The organism is Sphingomonas silueang, from assembly GCF_040049155.1.
Lineage (GTDB): Bacteria > Pseudomonadota > Alphaproteobacteria > Sphingomonadales > Sphingomonadaceae > Sphingomonas > Sphingomonas silueang.
On sequence record NZ_JBDZDK010000034.1, the window covers coordinates 13019 to 34941 of the forward strand.

Consider the following 21923-nt stretch of genomic DNA (forward strand, 5'->3'; position numbering starts at 1 on the left):
GCTGCCTCCAGCATCAGAAGTGGAAATGTCCGCCGAGCGACAGCACCACGGCATGCGCATCTTCGAGCTTGCCGTTGACGATGATCGGGGTCTGCACGGCTGTTCCAGCGTAGGCTGCGGTTGTCCTGTCGATCGTTGCATCCTTGAAGGCAATGTAGGCGGCAGCCGCGTCGATCGTGAAACGGGAGGAGACCGCGTAGCTTGTCCCCGCAGCGAAGTTCCAGCGGTTACTGTCAGGCACACGCGCGTCGCGGTTGCCGTCTTGCGTGGGGGTCTGCCCATGTTGCACGCCAGCGCGGACGGTCCATTGCGGCGAAACCGCATAATCGACGCCGCCCGCCAGGCTCCATGTGTCGCGATAATTCTCCGGGATGGCGGCGTTGAGCGGCGCACCGAGCCGAATCGCATCGAACTTAGACCAGCCCATGCGCACCGCCTGGGCGTTGAGCGTCAGTTTTGGCGTCACGGCAACCCGTGCGCCGAAGATCGCCTGCCAGGGCGTTCGGAAGGTCGCGTCGGTGTTGATCACGCTATTCTGCCCAGCGAGCGGTCCCAGGAGACCCGTGGTCGTGATCGAGCCCTTGAGCGTGTGCTTGACGCTCGACTTGTAGCTTGCGCCGAGGGACACTGGACCCGCGCGATACTGAACGCCTGCCGACCAACCCAGATCCCAGCCATTGCCGTCGAGTTCCTGATGGCCATCGGCGAGGAGCGGCGAGAGGTTGGGCAAATAGTTGGAAAGGGTCGCATCTGCATATTCGACGTTGAGCGCGCCGCCGATGCTCAGATTGGGCGTCAGCAGGAAGGCGACCGAGGGTTGAATGTCGTATGTGCGCAGCTTCGTTTTGTCCGCTGTATAGCGCACCCAGCTCGTCGCTTCGTAATCGGTCGTGAAGCTGTACGGCGATGCGATGGTGAGGCCAACGGCTAGCTGCGGCGATAGCGCGACCGCGATAGCGCCGGAGGGCAGGAGTCCATTATTGATCGGGTTGCGCGACCGCTGGTCGCCACCGATGGCCGCGGGAGCCTGGCTTGGACGGACAATCGCTGTACTGACGTTGTCGACCGAGCCTTTGGGCAGGATGGCGCTCGCAGCGATATGCGCGTCGATCCCCTCGATGCCGGCGATCGCGGCCGGATTCCACCAGAGGGATTGCGATCCCTGATCGGCGACCTCGCCGGAAAAAGCGCGGCCTGCGCCACGCGCCGACTGCTCCTGCAGATAGAAGCCCTGTGCCTGCGCCATGTGCGGCACCAACAGACCGGCCATCAAGGCCGAACTTGCCGCCCCGATCTTCAGACACTTACCCCGCATGCTCCACCTCCCTTTTGTTGAACCTTGAAATCCTTGCAGACTAGCGAACCCGGACCCAGGTTTGCGTCTTGCAGAGCGGCCAGACGATGCAGCCCTTGAGCTTGAGATGATCGCGATCGACCATCGTCACCGTTGCGCCATAGGTGCCGCCGTCCTCGGCATTGTAGATGCTGCCCCCCGACCAACTGTCGGAACTCCAGTGGAAGCCCTGGAGAATCTGCAGGCCGCGTAGTTCGCGTGTGCGCAACTCTGGCTTCTTGTTCTTCTCGTCGCGCAACTGCGGATTGCCTCGGATGCCGTCTGAACTGATGAGCGTGCCGCAGATCGACGCGCCGCAGCGCGTGATCTCGACGATCCCGTGGCGGCTTTCGGTCTGCCAGCGGCCCACGACGGTATCCGCGGGCAGGATCGCTGCTGCTGCCAATGCTATCAGGACTATCGACATACCCTCTCCGTGGATTGTTGCGCCGCTTTGAAGTGGCTGTCTTGCTCACGATCGATGCGATTTTCGGCGAATCGACCTGCCCCTACCTTCTAAGTGACGTATAGGTTAGTCAAGCGCATAAAGCGTCAACAAGATGCCGATTAGGTCTCAGTCGCCTTGCTGCGGTGTCAATCGCTGCTGCGAGCGGGATGCACGGCAGACGGAAGGTCTGTGGTTGCACGCTTGCGCGCCTGCGCCATTGCGACAAAGGCGCCTACACACAGGAGGGGCGCGAAAGCCCCGAGCACCAATGTCGCGGAGAAAGTCGGTACGAGCTTTTCGATCGCTTTGAGCGGGTAGCTGGCGAGGCCGAGCGCATAATAGCTCACTGCGATGGCCGAGAGGCCTTCGACGAGGTGTTGCAGGCGCAGTTGCATCCGCGCGCTGCGATCAACCGAAGCCAGAAGCCTGGCATTCTGGTTTTCGATCTGGGTTTCGATACGCGCGCGCAGGAGCGCGGTGAACTGCGCAGCCCGCAGGTTGATCTGGGCAAGCCGCGCCTGGAAATCGCGGCAGGTACGCACGGCCGGGTAGAAGCGGCGTCCGATAAAATCGCCCAGCGATTGATGATCGGCGATCGCTCGGACATGGAGCTCAGCCAGTCGCTCGGTGACGATTTTGCCATAGGCGGAGGTGGCGCTGAGGCGCTGATCGGTCTCGCTCGACAGGGCAAGGAGACGAGCGGTGAGGCTGGACAGCGACGCGAGCAGCATGTCGTCGCTCTGACCGGTTCCAACAAGTGCGCGACCGGTTTCGTCGAGATCGCGTTCAATGACATCCAGCCTTGCCCAGCCGGCGCGCGCGACCGGGAGACCGAGCAGGGACAGATTGCGATAGTTACCGAGTTCCTGGAGCCGCTGGATGCTGCGGGAGAGCTCGCCGTCGCCCGCTCCGTTGGCCGATATGATGAGGCGCCCGAAGCCTTCATCGTGAATACGAAAATCGGTCCAGATACGAATCTTTTCGCCCACGAGGCAGGATATGAGGTCGGAGGGATGAAAGCTTGCACGCTGCGCCAGAGCTTCAGCGCCGCTGTCGTCCGTGACGATGAAGATCTGGGTCGCACGGACGACATACCCCGGAAGACATGTCATCCAGTCGACCGCCGCGGCCAGAGGACCGACGCCGGGCAAGGTCCATGGCTCCTGCTCCGTTGCCAAATGAACGCCGGTCACGGTCGTCGTTATGGCTTCGCTATGCTTTTCCCAGCCGATCCGACAGCCCTCGGACCATTCCAGTTCGAGGTGCCGGGTGCCCCGATCCAAAGAGGCGCCGGAACATCGTTCGAGCGCGTCCCATTCCTCGTCCTGCACGGCATCACCGACGAGCCTGACGATCTGATAAGCGACCGCCGGCGGATCGAGGCGCGGAAATCGGCGCAGATGCATCTCGTTGACGATCTGGCGCCGTTGCGGATGCTCGGAGAAATGCATGAGCGCCTTCCTTCGTCGGACCTCGGCCAGGTCTGGCGCGGGCGTCCGCTCTGCGCGACTGCCCGCCGGTCGCGCCACCGTCTTCCCCCCCCCCCGCACGCCTGGGCTTCGAATCGCTTGCGCACGTCCAGACGTACTCCATGTGCCAAAGATTCTAGTTGACGTATAGGTCATCATGCGCACCATTAGGTCAATGGCAATGTGCGATTCTCGGAGAGGTTACGATCGATGCGTAATGTGGTAATTGCGGGCTATGCCCGGTCTCCCTTCCATCTGGCGGGGAAGGGCGCTCTTGCTCGCGTTCGTCCTGACGATCTCGCCGCCCAGGTCATCCGCGGTCTAATCGGGCAGACTGGCGTCAAGGCCCAGGATATCGAGGATATTGTGCTTGGCTGCGCTTTCCCAGAAGGTGAGCAAGGCCTCAACGTGGCGCGCCTGATCGGGCTTCTCGCCGATCTGCCGCTTTCGGTCGGCGGCATGACCGTCAATCGTTTTTGCGGCTCGTCGATGAGTTCGGTGCATATCGCCGCCGGCCAGATCCAGCTTGGCGCGGGCGAGGCGTTCATTTGTGCCGGCGTGGAAGCGATGAGCCGGGTGCCGATGATGGGGTTCAACCCCTTGCCCAATCCTGAGCTCGCGAAGAAGAACTCCGGCGCCTATATGGGCATGGGCGACACGGCTGAGAATGTCGCCACCAAATATCAGATCAGCCGTGCGCAGCAGGAAGCCTTTGCTGTCGCCAGTCAGGACAAGGCGGCCGCCGCGATCGCGGCCGGCAAGCTCGAGGCCGAGATTGTGCCGATCACGACCAAGGCGGGCGTGGTCGACAAGGACGGCACGCCGCGCCCTGGCACGACGACGGAAACCCTCGCTGGGCTGAAGCCGGCCTTCAGCCAGGATGGCACGGTAACAGCGGGAACGTCCTCGCCGCTGACCGATGGCGCAAGCGCAATCCTGGTCACGAGCGAGGATTATGCCCGGGCGCACGGCCTGCCGATCCTCGCGCGTATCAAGTCCGTGGCCGTGTCGGGCTGCCAGCCGGAGATCATGGGCATTGGACCGGTCGAGGCCTCGCGCAAGGCGCTGCAGCGGGCCGGCCTTACTGTCGACCAGCTCGATGTTGTCGAGCTCAATGAGGCCTTTGCGAGCCAGTCACTGGCCTGCATCAGCGATCTGGGCCTCGACCAGTCGAAGGTCAATCTCGACGGCGGGGCTATCGCGATTGGGCACCCGCTGGGCGCCACGGGTGCGCGGATCGTCGGCAAGGCCGCCGCTCTGCTGAAGCGCGAAGGCGGCAGCTATGCGCTTGCCACCCAGTGCATTGGCGGCGGTCAGGGCATCGCCACGGTGCTGGAGGCGGCGGAATGAGCGAGCAGGCCATCAAGCCAGTCGGCGCCCCGCCGGAAGCCATCAGTAAGGTCTGCGTGATCGGCTCAGGCGTCATGGGCGCCGGCATCGCAGCGCAGGTCGCCAATGCCGGAGTGCCGGTGCTCCTGCTGGACATCGTGCCCCAGGAGGGCGGCGATCGTGACGCCGTGGCGAAGGGCGCGGTTGCGAAGATGCTGAAGACCGATCCTGCGCCCTTCATGTCGAAGGCTGCGGCAAAGCTGGTCGAAACGGGCAATATCGACGACCATCTCGAGCGGGTGGCCGAATGCGACTGGATCGTCGAGGCGATCGTCGAACGGCTCGACATCAAGCAGGCGCTCTACGCGAAACTGGAGAAGCTCAAGCGCCCGGGCACCGCAGTCTCGTCCAATACCTCGACCATCCCGCTTGGTCACCTGATCGAGGGACGGAGCGATCAGTTCAAACAGGATTTCCTGATCACGCATTTCTTCAATCCGCCGCGTTACATGCGGCTGATCGAAATCGTGACCGGCCCTGACACCGATGCGGAGGTGGCGCGGCGCGTCTCGGATTTCGTCGATCGCAAGCTGGGCAAGCGCATCGTGCCGGCGCGCGATACGCCGGGCTTCATCGCCAATCGTATCGGCACCTACTGGCTGGCCGTCGCGATCAATGCAGCCATGGATCAGGGGCTGACGGTTGAGGAAGCCGACCAGATCGGTGGCAAGCCGATGGGCGTGCCCAAGACCGGCATTTTCGGCTTGGTCGATCTCGTCGGCGTCGACCTGATGCCGCTGCTTACGAAGAGCCTGTCCTCGACCCTGCCGGCAGGCGACGCCTATTTCGACACGGTGAGGCCGATGCCGCTCGTCGACAGGATGATCGCGGAAGGCTTTACCGGCCGCAAGGGCAAGGGCGGTTTCTACGCGTTCGACAAGGCGACGAAGACCAAGAAAGCGCTCGATCTCGCGACCGGCGAATATCGCGTATCGGTGAAGCCGGCTTCGTTGCCGGGCCGGGCCGAGAAGGATCTGGCTGCACTGGTCGCGGCGCCCGGCAAGGTCGGCGCTTACGCCTGGGAAATCCTCGGCAAGGTTCTTTCCTACGCCGCGGGGCTGGTCGGTGAAGCTGCGGACAGCATCGTCGCCATCGATGACGCGATGAAGCTCGGCTACAACTGGAAGTTCGGGCCGTTCGAACTGATAGATCGCCTCGGGCCGGGCAAGCTCGCCGAACGGCTCACCGCCGAGGGGCGCAACGTTCCCGCAATCCTCAAGGTAGCTGGCGAACGGCCTTTCTACCGGGTGCAGGATGGCCGTCGGCAATATCTGGATGCCGCCGGCGACTATCGCGATGTCGTGCGGCCCGAGGGCGTTCTGCTGCTGGAGGATATCAAGCTCCATAGCCAGCCGATCCTCAAAAATGGTTCGGCGGCGCTCTGGGATGTCGGCGACGGCGTTGCCTGCCTTGAGTTCACCGGCAAGATGAATGCGCTCGACGGCGATGTGATGAAGCTGATCGGTCAGGCGATCCCGGTGGTCCAGGAGAAGTTCAAGGCGCTCGTCGTCTATAATGAGGGCAGCAATTTCTCCGCCGGCGCCAATCTCGGCCTTGCCCTGTTCGCGCTGAACATCGCGGCATGGGGCGAGATCGAGAAGCTCGTCGCGGGCGGCCAGCAGGCGTACAAGGCGCTTAAATATGCGCCGTTCCCGGTCGTAAGCGCGCCGGCCGGCATGGCATTGGGCGGTGGTTGCGAGATCCTGCTCAACAGTGATGCCGTGCAGGCCCATGCCGAAAGCTATGTGGGTCTCGTCGAATGCGGCGTGGGCCTAATCCCTGGCTGGGGCGGATGCGGTGAAATGATCGATCGCTGGCGCTCCAATCCGGGCATGCCCAAGGGACCGATGCCGGCCGTCGCCAAGGTCTTCGAGACGGTATCGACGGCCACCGTGGCAAAGTCGGCCGCCGAGGCAAAGGAGCATGGTTTCCTGCGTCCGTCGGACGGCATTACGATGAACCGCGACCGTCTGCTGGCGGACGCCAAGGCGAAAGCGCTGGAACTGGCGGACGGTTACAAACCGCCTGTGGCTCCGGAATTCCGCCTGCCCGGCGCGGGAGGCAAGGCCGCGCTTTCGATGGCCGTCGAAGGGTTCCAGGCGCGTGGCCTCGCGACATCCTATGACGGCGTCGTATCCGGAATGCTGGCGGACGTTCTCACCGGCGGCGAGAATGATCTAGTCGACGTCGTTTCGGAAGCGGACATGCTCGCGCTTGAGCGCAAGGCTTTCATGCAGCTGGCGCGTGATCCGCGGACGCAGGCGCGTGTCGAGCAGATGCTCGTAACCGGAAAGCCGTTGCGCAACTGATTGGCGGCCGGCGGCGGCGACCGGCCGGCCAGGAGATACGAACATGCAAGTCTATGATGCTCCGTTGCGCGACATGCGCTTCGTCCTCAATGAACTCCATCAGGATGACGGTTTCGGCGAGATTCCCGCGCTGTCGGAGTTCACGCCGGATTTGACCGACGCGATCCTCGAGGAAGCTGCCCGCTTCTGTCGCGACGTCCTGTTGCCGATCAACCGCTCGGGCGACGAGGAAGGATGCCACCTGGAAAATGGCGTCGTGCGGACACCCGCCGGCTTCCCGGAAGCCTATAAGCAGTTTGCAGAAGGGGGCTGGACCGCGCTCGCATCCGATCCCGAATGGGGCGGGCAAGGGCTACCCGAAGCGGTAAACAAGCTGGTGGAGGAGATGATCTGCTCGGCTAATCTCTCTTTTGGTCTCTATCCTGGGCTGACCCATGGTGCGACGACGGCCATCGAAGGTCATGGGAGCGACGATCTCAAGCGCGCCTATCTTCCCAAGATGGTGAGCGGCGAGTGGTCTGGTACGATGTGCCTCACCGAACCACATTGCGGCACTGATCTTGGGCTTCTGCGCAGCCGCGCGGTGCCGCAGCAAGATGGCAGCTACAAGGTCACTGGCTCGAAGATTTTCATCTCAGCCGGCGAACATGATCTGACCGACAACATCATTCACCTCGTGCTCGCCCGCCTGCCCGACGCCCCTAAGGGCGTGAAGGGCATCAGCCTGTTCCTCGTGCCCAAATATCTGCCTAGGGAGGATGGAACGCCAGGGCCATCGAACGGCGTCGCCTGCGCCGCGATCGAGCACAAGATGGGGCTCAAGGCCTCTGCGACCTGCCAGATGAACTTTGACGATTCGATTGGCTGGATCGTCGGTGAGCCTGGCAAGGGCATGGCCGCCATGTTCACGATGATGAACACGGAGCGTGTCTCCGTCGGCATCCAGGGCCTGGGTGTAGGCGAGGCGGCGTACCAGGCGGCCGCCTGGTACGCCAAGGACCGTATTCAGGGCCGGGCGCTCTCGGGACCCAAATATCCCGATCAGGCAGCCGATCCGATCATCGTCCATCCCGATGTTCGCCGCATGTTGATGACGATGCGGGCTTATAATGAGGGATGCCGGGCGCTCTCGGCCTGGGTCTCGCGCGCTCTGGACGCGGAAAAACATTCACCCGAACCCGAAGTGCGCCAGCGTGCGAGCGATTTCATCGCGCTCATGACCCCTGTCGTCAAAGCGCTCTTCACCGACCTTGCGTTCGACAGCGCGAACCTCGCGGTCCAATGCTATGGTGGTCACGGCTACATCCGTGAAAGCGGTGTCGAGCAATATGCCCGCGATGCCCGGATCACCATGATCTATGAGGGAACGAACGGCGTTCAGGCGCTCGACCTCGTCGGCCGTAAGCTCGGCGCGCATATGGGACGCTATCTGCGCAGCTTCTTCCATCCGGTATCCGCGTTCATCGAAGAAAATGATGTCGACGGACCGATGAAGCCGATGATCGAGGCGCTCGCCAAGGCGTTTGGCGCGCTGCAGCTTTCGACAGCCACGGTCGCGCAGCGGGCACTCAAGGATCCGGAAGAGGCGGGCGCGGCGTCGGCGGACTATCTGCGTCTGATGGGCTTGGTGGCAATGGGCTATTGTTTTGCCAAGGCAACCAAGATCGCGGGTTTGCAGCTCTTCTTCGGCAGTGAGGACAAGCGCTTCTACGATGCCAAGATCAAGACGGCGACGTTCTTCTTCGAGCGTATCCTGCCTCAGGCAACCGCCAGCTTCCTGGCGATCAAGGCCGGCAAGAAATCGCTGATGGCATTGGAAGACGAAGCGTTTTGACCGACCGACAAGGCTGCATCGCAACTCAAAGTAGGATTGTGCCATGAAGGTGCTTGTGCCCGTTAAGCGGGTTATCGATTACAATGTGAAGCCGCGCGTGAAAACGGATGGGACGGGAGTCGACCTCGCAAATGTGAAGATGTCGATCAATCCATTCGACGAGATTGCCGTCGAAGAGGCGATCCGTCTCAAAGAAAAGGGTGTCGCGACCGAAATCGTCGTGGTGTCGATCGGCGCTGCCAAGTCGCAGGAGACGCTCCGCACCGCGCTCGCAATGGGCGCTGATCGGGCGATCCTCGTCCAGACCGACGACGAGGTCGAGCCACTTGGCGTGGCCAAGATCCTCAAGGCGATTGCGACCGACGAGGCTCCAGGACTCGTCATCCTGGGCAAGCAGGCGATCGACGACGATTCCAACCAGACCGGCCAGATGCTGGCGGCGCTGCTCGGCTGGGGGCAGGGCACGTTCGCGAGCAAGGTCGAGGTGTCGGGTGATGCCGTCGCGGTGACCCGCGAAGTGGATGGCGGCCTCGAGACGGTGAGCCTCAAGCTCCCCGCGATCGTAACGACCGATCTGCGCCTCAACGAGCCGCGCTACGCCTCGCTTCCCAACATCATGAAGGCTAAGTCCAAGCCGCTCGCGCAGAAGACCCCCGCCGATGTCGGCGTCGATATCGCGCCGCGTCTCAAGACGCTGAAGGTGGCCGAACCGGCCAAGCGCTCGGCTGGCGTGAAGGTCGCCGATGTCGATGAACTGGTGGCAAAGCTCAAGGTATTGGGAGTGGCGGCATGAGCGTACTGGTTTGGGTTGAGCACGAGGGTGGCGCGGTCAAGGACGCGACGCTTTCGGCCGTCACCGCCGCCGCCAAGCTCGGCGAGGTGGCTCTGCTCGTCGCCGGGACGGGCGTGGGCGGCGTCGCGGAGGCGGCTGCGAAGGTCGCCGGCGTCGCCAAGGTCATCGTGCTGGATGATGCCGCATTCGCACATGCGCTGGCCGAAAATGTCGCGCCCGCGATCGTGGCGCTGATGGGCGGCTACAATGCGTTTCTCGCGCCTGCCACCTCGAACGGCAAGAATATTGCGCCACGCGTCGCCGCCCTGCTCGATGTGATGCAGATCAGCGACATCCTCTCGGTAGAAAGCGCCGACACGTTCACGAGACCCATCTACGCGGGGAATGCGATTGCGACGGTCCAGTCGTCGGACGCCAAGAAGGTCATCACCGTTCGCGGCACCGCCTTCGAGAAGGCGTCCCGCGAGGGCGGCTCGGGCGCGATCGAGGCGGCGTCGGGCGGCGATGCGGGTCTGTCGAGCTTCGTCGGCGCCGAGATCGCCAAGTCGGAGCGTCCGGAGCTCACGTCCGCCAAGATCATCGTTTCCGGCGGCCGCGCTTTGGGCTCGGCGGAGCAGTTTCACAAAGTTATCGATCCGCTGGCCGACAAGCTGGGCGCGGGCGTCGGCGCGAGCCGCGCCGCGGTTGATGCGGGCTATGCGCCGAACGATTATCAGGTCGGGCAGACCGGCAAGATCGTGGCGCCGGAAGTCTATGTCGCGATCGGCATTTCGGGCGCGATCCAGCACCTCGCCGGCATGAAGGACAGCAAGACCATCATCGCCATCAACAAGGACGAGGATGCGCCGATCTTCCAGGTCGCCGACATCGGCCTTGTCGGCGACCTGTTCAAGATCGTTCCCGAACTCACGAACAAGCTCTGAGGTAATCGATGACCGGTCTGGAAGAGATCGAACAGTTCATGGCGGCCGGCGAGCGGCCGCCAATGATGGACCTGTTCGACATCGATCTGCTTGAGGCGGAGGAGGGGAAGGTCGTCTTTGTTGCGACGCCGACCTCACAGACTTACAATTTCATGGGGATCGCGCATGGTGGCTATGCCGCGACACTGCTAGATTCGGCCTGCGGCATTGCGGCCAATTCAGCGGCGCAAGTCCCGATCAATAGCGTCACGCTGGAACTCAAGATTGCTTATCATGCGCCCTTGAAGGAGGGGGTGGGGATGATCCGCGCCATCGGCCAGGTGGTGTCGATGGGCAAGAGAGTAGCGCATACCGAAGCGCGTCTGATCGATGCGTCTGGCAAACTTTACGCCTCCGCGACATCGACCTTGCTGCTCGTCGATCGGGCGGCCTGAACAGGAAGGAAGATATGGAAGTCGTTATCCCGCACAGCCTTGGTGCAGCCGAAGCCAAGAGCCGGATCGTTGCCGGCTTGCCCAAGCTTGCGGCGCATATCCCTGGAGGCGGTTCGCTTACTTCCGAGTGGGCATCGGACTACTCGCTGCGGCTGGTCATCGTCGCAATGGGGCAGAATATCCCGGTGCAGCTCGACATTAAGGACCACCAAATCCGCGGCGACGTCAGCGTGCCACTTTTCCTGAAAATGATGTCCGGGCAGATTTCGGATTTTATTAAGACGAGCGCCCAGAAAATGCTGGCCAAGACATAAAACTGGATAGCCGCGCCAATATCATATTTTGCCGATTTTTGTTCACGCGGAAAGGATCATGCTCTGATCTTAAATGTGGCTGAGGTCGTCGATATGGATGAGATTGTTCATGCCGTCCTTGAGGTCATTGTCCAAAAGCTTGGCATCTACACTGATAAAGTTGCGCTGGGCGCCTCTTTCTATGAGGATATCGGTGTAGACAGCCTGGATGTCATGGAACTGATGATGGCGCTGGAAGATCGGTTCGAGATCACGATCCCTGACGAGGCGCTGGGTGAAATCAAAACGGTCGAGGACGCCGTGAACGCGGTCAGGGCTTACGGCTAAGCGGTAGAATATCAGGCCCGGCCAATGTCATCGAGGGAGGGCGATGGAGACCAGCGCAAGTACGAGGATCACGCGGTATGCGATGTGCCGCAACGTCATTTCGAGTACGCTGTCTTCGTAAGTGACGAGAAAGGGAAACGCTCTGAGCGGAGTGTCGAGGAAATTTCGTGTGGGACGTCTACGGGCTTTGGGATTGAGCGCAGCCTTATTTCCCGGTGCGCTGATAGCACAGAATGCCCCGGCTCCCGTCGCACTGAGCTTCTCGGCTGCAAGCGAGAGGCTGACACGAACGTCCCCGGCGCTGTCAGGCGCAGATCATGCCTCGACGGCCGCCAGAGAGGGCGAGGCGGCGCTTAAGGCCCTCCACAGGCCTATTGTTACGGTATCCGCCCAGTATATCGAATATCAAAAAACCTTCTCGCTCGATGTGGGCGGCGTCAAACAAGCCGGGCAGGAGGCGGTGACGAACTATCTCGATACGCTGCCGGATTCGGTGGCTCCACCCTTTCAGCAGGTCGCAGCCGAGATCGCGGCGCGACTATCGCAGGCGCTGCCCGGCCTGTATGCTCAAATTCCCGATACATTGTCCTACCGTTACAGAGCCGATGCCTTCAGACCGACTGTGCAGGCGGTCCTTCCGCTATATTCCGGCGGCGCGATCCCGGCCATTCAGAGAGGGGCGGCAGCCAATGTGGCATTGGTTGATGCGCGCTCGGCCCAGGCGCGTGATCTCGCACAAATCAACCTCATCCGGCTCTACTTCGGGCAGTTGACCGCGCAAGCGCTGGTAGCATCGACAAAGGAGTCGCTTACCGCCCTCGACAGTGTTTATAGCGATGCGGTCAAGCTCGAGAAGGCGGGCGTGACGCCGCGTGCATCAACCCTCGAGGCGCAGGTTGCCCGGGACACCGCCGAGCGTGCCTGGCAGCGCGCCGTCCTGGCGGAGCGATCGGCCAGCGATGATCTTGCCCGCACGCTCGATGCCGATGCCGTTGTTGCGACCACCGCCTTGTTTGTGGACACCCGTTCGCCAATGCCGGCATCGGCATTTCTGGGCCGCGAAGGCGATCTTCCGCAGACCCGTCAGGCCGACGCGAGCAGAGACCTTGCGCGTGCGAGCGTCGATCTGGCGCGTTCACGCTATCGGCCGCAAGCCTTTGCCTTCGGCGAGTATAACCTCAATCGTAACAGCGCCTTGCCGACGGAACCTGATTGGGTGGTGGGTATTGGTGCGCGCTTCACGATCCTGTCGAACGTCGATCGCGGTCATAGTCTGGCTGCGGCGCGCGCGCAGGAAGGTGCCGCGGCCGATGCGGCCCGCGAAGCGAGAAAGCAGGCGACATCCGCTACATTTCGTGCATGGAATATGATGGAAGCCGCCCGGCGCTCCTTCATCCTGCTCGACAGCAGTATGGCCGCGGCGAACGAGAATCTCCGGGTCCAGCGAATTTCCTATTCGGAGGGCGAGGCGACCGTCACCGCCGTCTTGGGGGCCGAAGCCGCGCTGGCTTCTGCCCGGTCGCAGCGGGCCGCGACCGCGTATGAATATGTCCTGGCGCTTGCCGGGCTGCTCGCCTCTTCCGGCCAACTTGACCGCTTCCCGGACTATATCGCTCGGGCGAATGTTCGCCTTCCCCTGGAGCCGGCACGATGAGCGAAAGCGAGATCCGTGAAGTGCCCTCACGCAAACGCCCCATACTCTATGGCGGCCTCGTTTTTATCGCCGTTGTTCTCATCGCAGGGCTGTGGCTTGCCAGCCGCCCCGCCCGCCCGGCGCTTCAGGGCGAGGTCGATGCCGATTCGATCAATATCTCGACCAAGGCCCTGTCGCGCATGGACCGACTATTGGTCCAGGAAGGGGACCGTGTTCGCGCCGGACAATTGCTTGCCGAATTGTCGAGCCCCGAGATCGTGAACGGTCAGCGGCAAGCCCAGGCGGCATTGGACAGCGCGCGAGCGGCACAATCGCTGACGAATGAGGGGACGCGGTCCGAGGACATAGAAAGTTTACGCGCGACCTGGCTGGCAGCGCAGGCGAACGCTGACCTCGCCCGGACCAGCAGCGTCCGGGCTGACAGACTTTATGCTCAAGGGGTGATCGCAGCCCAGCGCCGCGATGAGGCGAACGCTGCCCGCGATAGCAGTGCGCGGGCCGCCGAGGCCGCGCGCGCCCAATATCGCAAGGCGCTTACCGGCGTTCGACCGCAGAGCCGCGACATCGCACAGGCACAAGTTCGTATCGCGGCGGCTACGGTCGCGAGCGCCCAGGCGTTGACCGATGAAACCCGGCTCGTGGCCCCGATCGCCGGGGAAGTGGCGCGCCGCTTCGTCAATCCCGGAGAGTTGGTCAGTCCCGTGATCCCCGCCCTCCAACTGATCGACATCGATCATCCCTACGTCCTGCTCAACATACGCGAGGAGGATTATGCGGGTCTGCGTGCGGGGGCCGTTCTCGAGGGGGAGGTTCCGGCGCTGCGCCGAACGGTGCGTTTTCGGGTCCGCCATATCGCGCCCCAGGGAGAGTTCGCGACCTTTCGGGCGGAACGGCAGACGCGCGGCTATGACATGCGCGCCTTCGAGGTGAAGCTCGTCCCGGAAGGCGAGGGGGTTGGACTGCGGCCCGGCATGAGCGTGCTGTTCAACTGGCCGCGATGAGTCCGTTCCGTTCGGCGCTCGGGAATGAAGTGCGCCGTTTGGCAAAGAGTCCCCTCGACCTTAGTCTTCTCACTCTTCTGCCGGCGGTTATGCTGGCGCTAATGGCGGCGATGATCTCACCGGGATCGCTCAGTCATCTTAAGGTCGTGGTGGTGGATCGCGATGGTGGCGCGTCGGCGCGCAGGATCGTGAGGGCAGTGGAGGCGTCTCCCCATCTGGAGCTCGCGCGCGTAACCGGCAATATCGTAGAAGCCTTGTCAGCAGTGCGTCGGGAGGATGCTTTCGCAATATTGGTGATCCCCCATGGTCTTGAGGACGTCTCACCCAAGAGCGCTCCGATCGAAATCTTCTATGAAGGTCAATTTCTGGCGGCTGGAAACCTCGCCGCGACCTACACGGAGCTAGCCGTACAATCTGCCCTTGTTAGCGGGGCACCGCAGCACCTGGGCATCTCGGGCGCGCAAGCGCTGCGCCTGGCGAGGCCCGGCGTGAAGATCTCGCTGCTAGGAAATCCGACGCTCAGTCTTGAGTGGTATTTGGGTTTGCTGCTGGGACCCGCCACGCTTCATCTTCTTATTGCCGTTTCGGTAATCGGATCGATCGGAACGGCGCTGTGCGAAGGCTATCTCCAATCGGAGAGTCGCGGCGCTTTGACGCTGCCCTGCTCGTTTGCAGCGCGGCTTTCTCCTCATATTGCGGCTGGAACGCTGTGGGGCATAGTCTGGATGCTCTGGCTTACACTGGCGCGCGGATATCGGTTCGAGGGCAGTCTCATCGCGGCCGTAATCGGTCTTTTTCTTCTCTTTTGTGCTACGGCGGCGATCGGTCTGCTGTTGATCATCGCAATCCGCAATGTCGCGACCGCACTGTCGGGGGCTGTCATCATCGCCGGGTCCGCTTTGGCTTATTCCGGCGCTTCGCTGCCGATCGCCGGGGCTCCTGTGATCGCGCGCTTCTGGAGCGCGGTTCTACCGCTAACCCATTATCTGAGGCTGCAGATGGCCGTGGTGGCGGGCGCGGGAGCCGCGCCCATCGTGCGGGAGCTGCTCCTGCTCCTGCTTTATCCCATCCTTGCCGGTGGCGTCACAATCGCGCTGATCTGGTATCGCCAGGGCTCTGAGAGATGAGCATTTGGGCTGCCTTCGAACATACCTTGCTGCAAATTCTGCGCGATCGCGCCCTATTGTCGCTGACAGTCATATCGGTCCTGTTCTACGCGTTCTATTATCCTGCTCCCTATGCGGGCCAGCAGGCTCAAGAGCTGCCGCTCATCGTGGTTGATCAGGATGGATCGCCGCTGACGCGGGCGCTGGGACGCAAACTCGAGGATACCCAGGCCGTGCACGTAGTGCTTACCACGCGGGATCTTGTTGAAGCGAGGACCATGGTCAGTGCGGGCCGCGCCGAGGGTTTCATCTTCATTCCGCGCGGCATGACCGCCGATCTTTCGGCCGGCAGGCCTGGGGCGGGTGTCGCGGTTGCGCTCAACGCCGCCTATTTCGCGAGGGTGGCCGCAATTGCGCGCTCCATCGCCAAAAGCGCCGAGGACCTTGCCGCACGGACGTCGCGCCTACAACCTTCCGATCAGAAGATCTTGTCTGCGCCGACGATCATCACTCAGCCGCTGTTCAACACAATCGGAGGCTATCGCGACTACGTATTTCCAGCGATCGCTACCATCATTCTCCAGCAAACTTTGCTGTTTGCGTCTGCCCGGTTGGTGGCAGAACGCCGCCGGCGGGGTATCGTGACGACCTCTCTTGGCGAGAAGCTGGGAACTTGGTGTGCCTGCACCCTGCTCGGCGTATTCGCGGCCGCCTTCGTGTTCGGCTTTGCCTTCTGGATTCAGGACATTCCTCGGGCTGGCAACGTCGGCGGGCTCCTGATCGCCATGCCCATCTTCGCGGCGACGGTATCGGCGCTGGGCCTCGCGCTGGGCCGCTTGTTTTCGAACGGCGACGATGCGCTAAAGCTGCTTATGCCGACTTCCCTTCCGCTGGCTTTTCTCGCCGGCTTTGCCTGGCCGCTCGATCAGATGCCCGCTTTTGTACATATGGTGGCCTCATTGTCCCCAGCGACTGCGGCCATGCATTTGTTCATCCGCTTCAATCAAATGGGGGCGGCCATGCAAGAGGCGCTAATCCCGATGGCGGTGCTGATTGTACTTCTCGCCGCCTATGGAGCGTGGTGGCTGCTGGGAGATCGAACATCCGTATCCGTTCCGGCGGAATGACGGCCGAACTGGTGGTCGCTGACACCCGCGCCTTCTTTTTCGAGGTCAAACAAAAGCAAGTGAATCGAATCATGGCGCCGCACCAAGCGCGTCTCAATTCGCCGATCGACGGCAAAACTCCGTCAGCGCTCGTGTAAGTCGATCTCTCGCACAGCCGTCAGGTCCAAGCGCCAGCAGAAATCCACCGCAGTGCCGTAAGAGACGGCATGAACATATATTCTCCACCGCGCAGCCGGTTGAACGTCGTCACCCCGTCGACGCGCTGCCGGACAGGGCTGGCGGGGATGGTAAAGCTGCCCGGCTCCTCGTGAAGGCCGACAATAGGGTCGCGTTCCTCGGCGAGATCGATGAAGTTGCCCCGGTTGATCCATTCCTGCTGGAAGAATTCGATCGTGTCATAGGCGCGCGCGCTGATGAAGATGAAGAAGATGCCGCGATCCCTGGCAGCGTCGTCGTCGGCGGTCACCTCCGGCGTCCACTTCGGCCCAAATGTCGAAGAGCGGCGGATGATGCGGTGGATGTTGACGTCGGTCATGATCGTCAGTGCGCTATCTCGCGGATTGAGCCGGCGCATGTGCGCTGAGTGCGGGCAGACGAGGCCGCGCTTATCCTCCGAGAAATCGAAGTCATTGTTGCGCGTCGAATCGGCGCCAAGCGCTTCGTCATCCCTGTCGGGGGAAAGGACGAGCGGGGCGCCACTGCGCCAGCGCCCGAACATCTTGGCGCCGAGGAGTTCCTGACCTTCCTCGTCATCCGCGCGGGCGCGGATGAAGTCGTTGAATGCACCGACGCGACTTTGATACTTGCGCAATACCACGAACGAGCCGTTGCGGCCGAGTTCGGCCGGCTCCGGCATTCCTACCGGCGCGCCGGTTTCGCTGTTCTCGCCGAGGATGAATTCACCCGGTGCGACGGCGCGTTCCTGGCCCGGCTGCGGGTCGACGCCGCTGCCCTTGATGCTGGGCTGCGAGATCGAGTCGCGGAATCCGAACGGGTTTTTCGCATCGGCATCAGCACCAAAGCGGTGCGTGCCGACCAGCGTGACCCCGTGCGAGCGTTCGAACTCCCCCATCGCTTTCTCGACTGCGGCGTCCAGTGCCACATCATCGCGGGCATAGATGGTCAGCGCGATATGGCAGGTGCCAGGGCGGAAGGCGTCTTCCCAATGCTCGGGCGCGTTCTCGCCGAAATCGCGCAGCTGCTCGGCTCGAGCGGCCATGCCCTGCTTGAAAGGAATCGGGAAGCTGTCGAGCGAGGTTTGAGGCACGCCCAACGCCTTCAGGCCGGCATGGCTAATCGCGACCCCGGTCCAGGCGGTCAGTTCCTCGGTCCAGCCCGACGCCGCCGGGATATGCGGCGTGAGACGGCCGAGAAGATCGCGCCCGCCCGCCGCTTCGTCGACATGCAGCATCGCATGGATGCCCACATAAGGTTCGGGCCGAGAGCGCAGGATCAGCGCCTGGATGTCCTCCAGCGCGAGGGTGACACGGTCCCGGCGGAAGCGCGAGGCGAGGTTGGCGAGAACGCTCATGTCAGTAATCCACGCCTTCGGGCTGGGCGATCGCGGTGCTGAACCGATCGAGCGCGGCGCGGGTGGCCGCGTCCATCCCCGCATTCTTCGCCATGTCGTCCATGAACGCACCGAGCGCTTCCTCTTGCCGCTGGTAACGCCGCACGTCGACGACGGTGATCTGTGGATTAGCGACAAACCACCCGGCAGCGTCGATCTGATGGTTGGCGATGAAGTCCTTCACCGACGGGCTGTCGATTCCCGGCCAGCCTTCCACATTGGCGAACAGAAGATCCATCAGCCCAGGGATCTTGGTCGCGAAGTCGTTGATATAGGTGTCCCAGTCGCCATCATAGGTGGTGGCGAACAGGATTCGCGTGTCGTCGTCGAAGAACACGAAGCGCATATCATGGAGGGTCGAGACGCGCTGCGCCCCGTCCATATTGCCGTTCGTCAGGTCGAAAATCTTGCGCAGCCGGTCCGCGCCGCCGGGCTTCAGCGTGGCGATCGCCGTCAGCTCGGAGACATTGCCGGACTGCTTGCCCGCGCGGCCTGCTTTGTTCGCGCTACCCTTATAGGCCGGATTGTGGTCGCGGATCATCGCTTCCAGTGCGATCTTCGCTAATTGAGGAAGATCCTGCGCGAGTTCGCCGGCGCGTCGGCGCACCTCCTGAAGTTTACTCTCGTCGGCGAGGCGCGGATCCTTGGATTCTGTCATGACTGGTTCCTCAATCTGGGATTTCGTTGACGCTCGCCGGCTCGTGACGGGGCCGAGCGTTCATCTCGTGGCGGAAACGAGTTGAGCGTTCATAGGCGAGACGCCGAATACGCATGATGCCGCCGAGCGGGCGGTGCCCTTCGATGCCATTCCATGGGTTGAACGACAGGACATCGTCGCCATAGACTTGGCGCTCCGGACCGTAGGGGCGCTGCAGCGGAAAACGCAGCGTGGCGACCTTTCGGTGCGGCGACCGCGTCTCGTCCCACAGTACGGCCGCATCCTCGACCGGCATTTCCTCGAGGTCGTTGCATAGCTGCGCTCGCAGCTCGTACACGGCGCCGTGATTTTCAAAGAATGAGCCGATCGCGTCGCGCATTCCGGAATATGTCATATCAGCCACGGTCTGGCCGGTGAGCGCGGTAACCTCAGGCGAAGCCGGTGCCAGGGACAGCTTGACCACGTAATCTCCGAAGCGCAGCGCACCCTGCGTGTGGTAGGTTTCGCCGAGGGGATGATGATTGTCCCGCGCCAGACCCTCTAGCGTCGCACCGGCCGTTCCGCCGAGCGCCTCAAGCGCGCCTTTAGCGCCGCGGGCGGCGCCGGCGACCATGCGCTGGAAGATGTCCGGCGCGTGGGCGTTTGCCTCAAGCACCCCGAGCAGTGTCTTGTATTTCGGGATCGTGCCGAACGCGAGGGTCGGGAAGTTCACCATCAGAAAGTCCTGGTTGGCCCCGCCGATATCGCCGGGCAGCCGGTCGCCGGGAACGTTAATGACCTTGATCGCGAAACCGCGAGGGGCTGGTATCTCGTCGGAATGAATATCGCTCGGCGCAGACGAAAGCCGCGCCACCACGCCATAGTTGGCTGGCACTGCAAAGATGCCTTGCGCGAGTTCGGGCGGAAGCCCGGGGGCAACCACCATCTCGCCCTTGAGGATCGCGTGCGACTTGGCGTGGGCGTCGCGGATGGCGTGGCGGTGCCGTTCGAACGCGCAGCGGCTACTGGCTGCCATCCGTCCAACGATCTCTTCCATGAGCGCCGCTTCACGCTCGCCAGTTACCTCGATCGCCGGATCGTAAAGAACCGGCGCCGCTCGCGTACCTCCAGTGCTTGCCAAATCATCATTCATAGGCGGCGCCTTGCATCATTTGAAATATCAACTGATATCTCAACGATCGGTTCCACCAGGTCCTCATCCGCGCATTCTCAAGATTGGCGCAGGTCTTACGCGTCAATCTGATACTCGGTTCGCCGCGCCTGGCGAGGTGAAGGGCCTGTTGATGTGGCAAAGGCGGATTGCGATTCTAGATATCAGGTGATATCTGAGTCTGTAAAGCGCTGCTGAACCTGCGAAAGGTTTCGGTGTCCCGTTTGATAGTCGGAGGATTTTTCCCATGCGCCTCACTCGCAAGGACACGCAGCGTCAGACGCGCGACAGACTGATCGCTGCCGCGCATTCCTCGATCATCGAGGAGGGGGTCGCGGCCATGTCGATCCGCAACATCTGCAGCGCCGCAGGGCATTCGCAGGGCGCCTTCTACTCGAACTTCGCGAGCAAGGACGATCTGCTGGTCGAGATCCTGCAGAGCCATATCCAGGATGAGGTCACACTGCTTCGTGATCTGGTCGCGCAATGCGCCGGCGATGACATCGAGGCGACGCTGCAGGTGTTGGCCGCCCGGCTCGCGAAGCTTGCCGACGAGGCACAATGGTCGCTGCTCTCGATCGAATTGCAGCTTCATGCCCGGCGCGATCCGGCTTTCGCCGAGCGGCACCGGGAAGGCAAGGCGGCCTGCTATCGGATGTTCGGTGAACTCGTCGCCGATCTGACGCAACGCTTCGCACTGCGTCCGGCCTTGCCGCCGATGCAGACCGGTATCGGTCTTTACGCGCTCTGGATGGGACTGGCGGTGCAGGGCGATGTCGAAGGCGCCATGCCGCGCGACGAGATGCTCGTCGGCTTCTTCCGCGCCATGGCAGGACTGGGTTCGTCGCATGAGGAGCAGGCGTATTCGTGAGCGGGATCGTGTCAGATCGTCGACGCATCGGCTGCGATGAGCACGGACACCCACTCGTCGGCGAGGTGGATGAGCATCGGCGCTTCCATATCCGCTTCCGCGCCCGGGATGCCGACATCGACGAACTCGGCCATGTCAATAATGCGGTCTGGGTGACGTGGATTCAGGATGCGTCGGTGGCGCACTGGCTGACGGCCGCGCGCTCGCAGGATCGCGACCGGTTCGTCGCGGTCGTGCTGCGCCATGAGGTCGACTATCGCGGCAATGTCCGGGCGGGAGACGAGGTCAGTGCGATCACCTGGGTCGTCGGAGCGCCGCGTGGCGCGCGCTATGCGAGATGCGTCGAATTCCATGCCGAAGACGGCCGGACGATCGTCGCCTCGCTGACCCAATGGGCCCTGGTCGATCGGGAAACCGGCAAGCTGGCCCGCGTCCCGGTGGAGGTGGCGGCTCCGTTTCTAAGTGACGATACCGCGCAGAAGGAAATTGGATGAGCGATATCAGGAAAGTGGCGGTGTTCGGCACGGGGGTCCTCGGGAGCCAGATCGCCTTCCAGACGGCCTATAGCGGCTTCGATGTTGTCGCCTACGACATCAGCGAGGAAGCGCTCGAACAGGCGCGCGCACGGCTGGCGGCGCTCGTCGAAACCTACACGAACGAGGTGTCGGGCGCGGCTGGCGGCAAGGCGGCCGGGGCGCTCAAGCGGATCGCTCTGCTGAGCGATCTCGGCGCGGCCGTCGCGGACGCGGACCTCGTGATCGAGGCGGTTCCGGAGGTTCTTTCGATCAAGCAGGCGCTCTACGAGAAACTGGCGGGGCTCGCGCCGGACAGGACGATCTTCGCCACCAATAGCTCGACCCTGCTGCCGAGCGACCTGAAGGCCTTCACCGGCCGACCGGACCGGTTTCTGGCGCTGCACTTCGCCAACAGCATCTGGAAGTTCAACACCGCCGAGGTGATGGGCACGGATGACACTGATCCGGCTGTGTTCGATGCCCTGATCGCCTTCGCCTCCGCCATCGGCATGGTGCCGATCCCGGTGCGCAAGGAGAAAGCGGGCTATGTCCTCAACTCCCTGCTGGTGCCGTTCTGACGTGACCCCCTGATTTTCCTCCAAGTGCGATTAGAGTCCGGCCCTGATGGAAGGACGGACAATGAAGCGACTGAGGTTCACGGAAGAGCAGATCATTGCGGTGCTGAAGGAGGCCGAGGC

22 protein-coding genes are annotated in these 21923 nt (G+C 62.6%); 16 read left to right on the forward strand and 6 right to left on the reverse strand.

The genetic code is table 11. From position 1 onward, the window contains the following. Positions 1-13: 13 nt before the first annotated feature. From ABLE43_RS20170 to ABLE43_RS20180, 3 genes are all read right to left on the reverse strand, one after another. Positions 14-1315: an OmpP1/FadL family transporter gene (locus ABLE43_RS20170; protein WP_348979939.1), complete on the reverse strand. Its 1302-nt coding sequence runs from the start codon at positions 1313-1315 to the stop codon at positions 14-16. 40 nt (positions 1316-1355) lie between these two features. Beyond that, the gene (locus ABLE43_RS20175) at positions 1356-1760 is read right to left on the reverse strand and encodes a DUF2147 domain-containing protein (protein ID WP_348979940.1); all 405 of its coding nucleotides are present in this window, start codon (positions 1758-1760) and stop codon (positions 1356-1358) included. 167 nt (positions 1761-1927) lie between these two features. Continuing rightward, positions 1928-3232, reverse strand: a complete 1305-nt coding sequence (locus ABLE43_RS20180) for a DUF3422 domain-containing protein (RefSeq protein WP_348979941.1) — start codon at positions 3230-3232, stop codon at positions 1928-1930. A gap of 228 nt (positions 3233-3460) precedes the next feature. Here ABLE43_RS20180 and ABLE43_RS20185 point away from each other — a divergent pair, with 228 nt between their 5' ends. The 13 genes from ABLE43_RS20185 (at position 3461) to ABLE43_RS20245 (ending at position 16598) form a co-directional block, all read left to right on the forward strand. Next, positions 3461-4600: a thiolase family protein gene (locus ABLE43_RS20185; RefSeq protein ID WP_348979942.1), complete on the forward strand. Its 1140-nt coding sequence runs from the start codon at positions 3461-3463 to the stop codon at positions 4598-4600. Continuing rightward, positions 4597-6948: a 3-hydroxyacyl-CoA dehydrogenase/enoyl-CoA hydratase family protein gene (locus ABLE43_RS20190; protein ID WP_348979943.1), complete on the forward strand. Its 2352-nt coding sequence runs from the start codon at positions 4597-4599 to the stop codon at positions 6946-6948. Before ABLE43_RS20185 ends, ABLE43_RS20190 begins: the two co-directional genes overlap by 4 nt. Before the next feature lie 43 nt (positions 6949-6991). Beyond that, positions 6992-8782, forward strand: a complete 1791-nt coding sequence (locus ABLE43_RS20195; protein WP_348979944.1) for an acyl-CoA dehydrogenase C-terminal domain-containing protein — start codon at positions 6992-6994, stop codon at positions 8780-8782. Between the two features lie 43 nt (positions 8783-8825). Continuing rightward, complete coding sequence (locus ABLE43_RS20200; protein ID WP_348979945.1) at positions 8826-9575, forward strand: electron transfer flavoprotein subunit beta/FixA family protein; 750 nt, start codon at positions 8826-8828, stop codon at positions 9573-9575. Next, the gene (locus ABLE43_RS20205) at positions 9572-10498 is read left to right on the forward strand and encodes an electron transfer flavoprotein subunit alpha/FixB family protein (RefSeq protein ID WP_348979946.1); all 927 of its coding nucleotides are present in this window, start codon (positions 9572-9574) and stop codon (positions 10496-10498) included. Before ABLE43_RS20200 ends, ABLE43_RS20205 begins: the two co-directional genes overlap by 4 nt. An 8-nt stretch (positions 10499-10506) precedes the next feature. Next, positions 10507-10932 carry a PaaI family thioesterase gene (locus tag ABLE43_RS20210; protein WP_348979947.1) on the forward strand — a complete coding sequence of 142 codons (426 nt, stop codon included), beginning with the start codon at positions 10507-10509 and terminating at the stop codon, positions 10930-10932. A gap of 14 nt (positions 10933-10946) precedes the next feature. Then, the gene (locus ABLE43_RS20215) at positions 10947-11246 is read left to right on the forward strand and encodes a polyhydroxyalkanoic acid system family protein (protein ID WP_348979948.1); all 300 of its coding nucleotides are present in this window, start codon (positions 10947-10949) and stop codon (positions 11244-11246) included. A gap of 75 nt (positions 11247-11321) precedes the next feature. Then, positions 11322-11573 (forward strand): acyl carrier protein, encoded by a 252-nt coding sequence (acpP, locus tag ABLE43_RS20220; RefSeq protein WP_348979949.1) that lies wholly within the window; start codon positions 11322-11324, stop codon positions 11571-11573. 193 nt (positions 11574-11766) lie between these two features. Next, positions 11767-13227 carry a TolC family protein gene (locus tag ABLE43_RS20225; RefSeq protein WP_348979950.1) on the forward strand — a complete coding sequence of 487 codons (1461 nt, stop codon included), beginning with the start codon at positions 11767-11769 and terminating at the stop codon, positions 13225-13227. Further along, on the forward strand, positions 13224-14228 hold the full coding sequence (locus ABLE43_RS20230; RefSeq protein WP_348979951.1) for an HlyD family secretion protein: 1005 nt from the start codon (positions 13224-13226) through the stop codon (positions 14226-14228). Before ABLE43_RS20225 ends, ABLE43_RS20230 begins: the two co-directional genes overlap by 4 nt. Then, entirely contained in the window at positions 14225-15355 is a 1131-nt protein-coding gene (locus ABLE43_RS20235) for an ABC transporter permease (RefSeq protein WP_348979952.1), read from the forward strand. The genes ABLE43_RS20230 and ABLE43_RS20235 overlap by 4 nt, the downstream gene beginning before the upstream one ends. Beyond that, on the forward strand, positions 15352-16461 hold the full coding sequence (locus ABLE43_RS20240; protein WP_348979953.1) for an ABC transporter permease: 1110 nt from the start codon (positions 15352-15354) through the stop codon (positions 16459-16461). The genes ABLE43_RS20235 and ABLE43_RS20240 overlap by 4 nt, the downstream gene beginning before the upstream one ends. Beyond that, positions 16458-16598, forward strand: coding sequence for a hypothetical protein (locus tag ABLE43_RS20245; protein ID WP_348979954.1), 141 nt, complete (start codon positions 16458-16460; stop codon positions 16596-16598). Before ABLE43_RS20240 ends, ABLE43_RS20245 begins: the two co-directional genes overlap by 4 nt. 20 nt (positions 16599-16618) lie before the next feature. On the opposite strand, the gene ABLE43_RS20250 is transcribed toward ABLE43_RS20245, so the two are convergent. From ABLE43_RS20250 to ABLE43_RS20260, 3 genes are all read right to left on the reverse strand, one after another. After that, complete coding sequence (locus ABLE43_RS20250) at positions 16619-17992, reverse strand: Dyp-type peroxidase (protein WP_348979955.1); 1374 nt, start codon at positions 17990-17992, stop codon at positions 16619-16621. A 1-nt stretch (position 17993) separates the two neighbouring features. Beyond that, positions 17994-18638: a hypothetical protein gene (locus ABLE43_RS20255; RefSeq protein ID WP_348979956.1), complete on the reverse strand. Its 645-nt coding sequence runs from the start codon at positions 18636-18638 to the stop codon at positions 17994-17996. 61 nt (positions 18639-18699) lie between these two features. After that, positions 18700-19821, reverse strand: a complete 1122-nt coding sequence (locus tag ABLE43_RS20260; RefSeq protein WP_348979957.1) for a catalase family protein — start codon at positions 19819-19821, stop codon at positions 18700-18702. Positions 19822-20086: 265 nt separating this feature from the next. On the opposite strand from ABLE43_RS20260, the gene ABLE43_RS20265 reads away from it, so the two are divergent. The 3 genes from ABLE43_RS20265 to ABLE43_RS20275 all read left to right on the forward strand — a co-directional run bounded on the left by ABLE43_RS20265 (position 20087) and on the right by ABLE43_RS20275 (position 21803). Continuing rightward, positions 20087-20710 (forward strand): TetR/AcrR family transcriptional regulator, encoded by a 624-nt coding sequence (locus tag ABLE43_RS20265; protein ID WP_348979958.1) that lies wholly within the window; start codon positions 20087-20089, stop codon positions 20708-20710. A gap of 65 nt (positions 20711-20775) precedes the next feature. Beyond that, positions 20776-21204, forward strand: coding sequence for an acyl-CoA thioesterase (locus tag ABLE43_RS20270; RefSeq protein ID WP_348979962.1), 429 nt, complete (start codon positions 20776-20778; stop codon positions 21202-21204). Further along, the gene (locus tag ABLE43_RS20275; RefSeq protein WP_348979959.1) at positions 21201-21803 is read left to right on the forward strand and encodes a 3-hydroxyacyl-CoA dehydrogenase NAD-binding domain-containing protein; all 603 of its coding nucleotides are present in this window, start codon (positions 21201-21203) and stop codon (positions 21801-21803) included. Before ABLE43_RS20270 ends, ABLE43_RS20275 begins: the two co-directional genes overlap by 4 nt. The last annotated feature ends 120 nt before the right edge of the window (positions 21804-21923 follow it).

Excerpts from the sequence above, each read along its gene's own strand:
- ABLE43_RS20175 (WP_348979940.1), bottom strand. The coding sequence starts at position 1,760 with ATGTCGATAGTCCTGATAGCATTGGCAGCAGCAGCGATCCTGCCCGCG.
- ABLE43_RS20230 (WP_348979951.1), top strand. The coding sequence starts at position 13,224 with ATGAGCGAAAGCGAGATCCGTGAAGTGCCCTCACGCAAACGCCCCATA.
- ABLE43_RS20205 (WP_348979946.1), top strand. The coding sequence starts at position 9,572 with ATGAGCGTACTGGTTTGGGTTGAGCACGAGGGTGGCGCGGTCAAGGAC.
- ABLE43_RS20235 (WP_348979952.1), top strand. The coding sequence starts at position 14,225 with ATGAGTCCGTTCCGTTCGGCGCTCGGGAATGAAGTGCGCCGTTTGGCA.
- ABLE43_RS20275 (WP_348979959.1), top strand. The coding sequence starts at position 21,201 with ATGAGCGATATCAGGAAAGTGGCGGTGTTCGGCACGGGGGTCCTCGGG.
- ABLE43_RS20250 (WP_348979955.1), bottom strand. The coding sequence starts at position 17,992 with ATGAGCGTTCTCGCCAACCTCGCCTCGCGCTTCCGCCGGGACCGTGTC.
- ABLE43_RS20200 (WP_348979945.1), top strand. The coding sequence starts at position 8,826 with ATGAAGGTGCTTGTGCCCGTTAAGCGGGTTATCGATTACAATGTGAAG.
- ABLE43_RS20265 (WP_348979958.1), top strand. The coding sequence starts at position 20,087 with ATGCGCCTCACTCGCAAGGACACGCAGCGTCAGACGCGCGACAGACTG.
- ABLE43_RS20170 (WP_348979939.1), bottom strand. The coding sequence starts at position 1,315 with ATGCGGGGTAAGTGTCTGAAGATCGGGGCGGCAAGTTCGGCCTTGATG.
- ABLE43_RS20240 (WP_348979953.1), top strand. The coding sequence starts at position 15,352 with ATGAGCATTTGGGCTGCCTTCGAACATACCTTGCTGCAAATTCTGCGC.
- ABLE43_RS20210 (WP_348979947.1), top strand. The coding sequence starts at position 10,507 with ATGACCGGTCTGGAAGAGATCGAACAGTTCATGGCGGCCGGCGAGCGG.
- ABLE43_RS20190 (WP_348979943.1), top strand. The coding sequence starts at position 4,597 with ATGAGCGAGCAGGCCATCAAGCCAGTCGGCGCCCCGCCGGAAGCCATC.
- ABLE43_RS20215 (WP_348979948.1), top strand. The coding sequence starts at position 10,947 with ATGGAAGTCGTTATCCCGCACAGCCTTGGTGCAGCCGAAGCCAAGAGC.
- ABLE43_RS20245 (WP_348979954.1), top strand. The coding sequence starts at position 16,458 with ATGACGGCCGAACTGGTGGTCGCTGACACCCGCGCCTTCTTTTTCGAG.
- ABLE43_RS20195 (WP_348979944.1), top strand. The coding sequence starts at position 6,992 with ATGCAAGTCTATGATGCTCCGTTGCGCGACATGCGCTTCGTCCTCAAT.
- ABLE43_RS20260 (WP_348979957.1), bottom strand. The coding sequence starts at position 19,821 with ATGAATGATGATTTGGCAAGCACTGGAGGTACGCGAGCGGCGCCGGTT.
- ABLE43_RS20180 (WP_348979941.1), bottom strand. The coding sequence starts at position 3,232 with ATGCATTTCTCCGAGCATCCGCAACGGCGCCAGATCGTCAACGAGATG.
- ABLE43_RS20185 (WP_348979942.1), top strand. The coding sequence starts at position 3,461 with ATGCGTAATGTGGTAATTGCGGGCTATGCCCGGTCTCCCTTCCATCTG.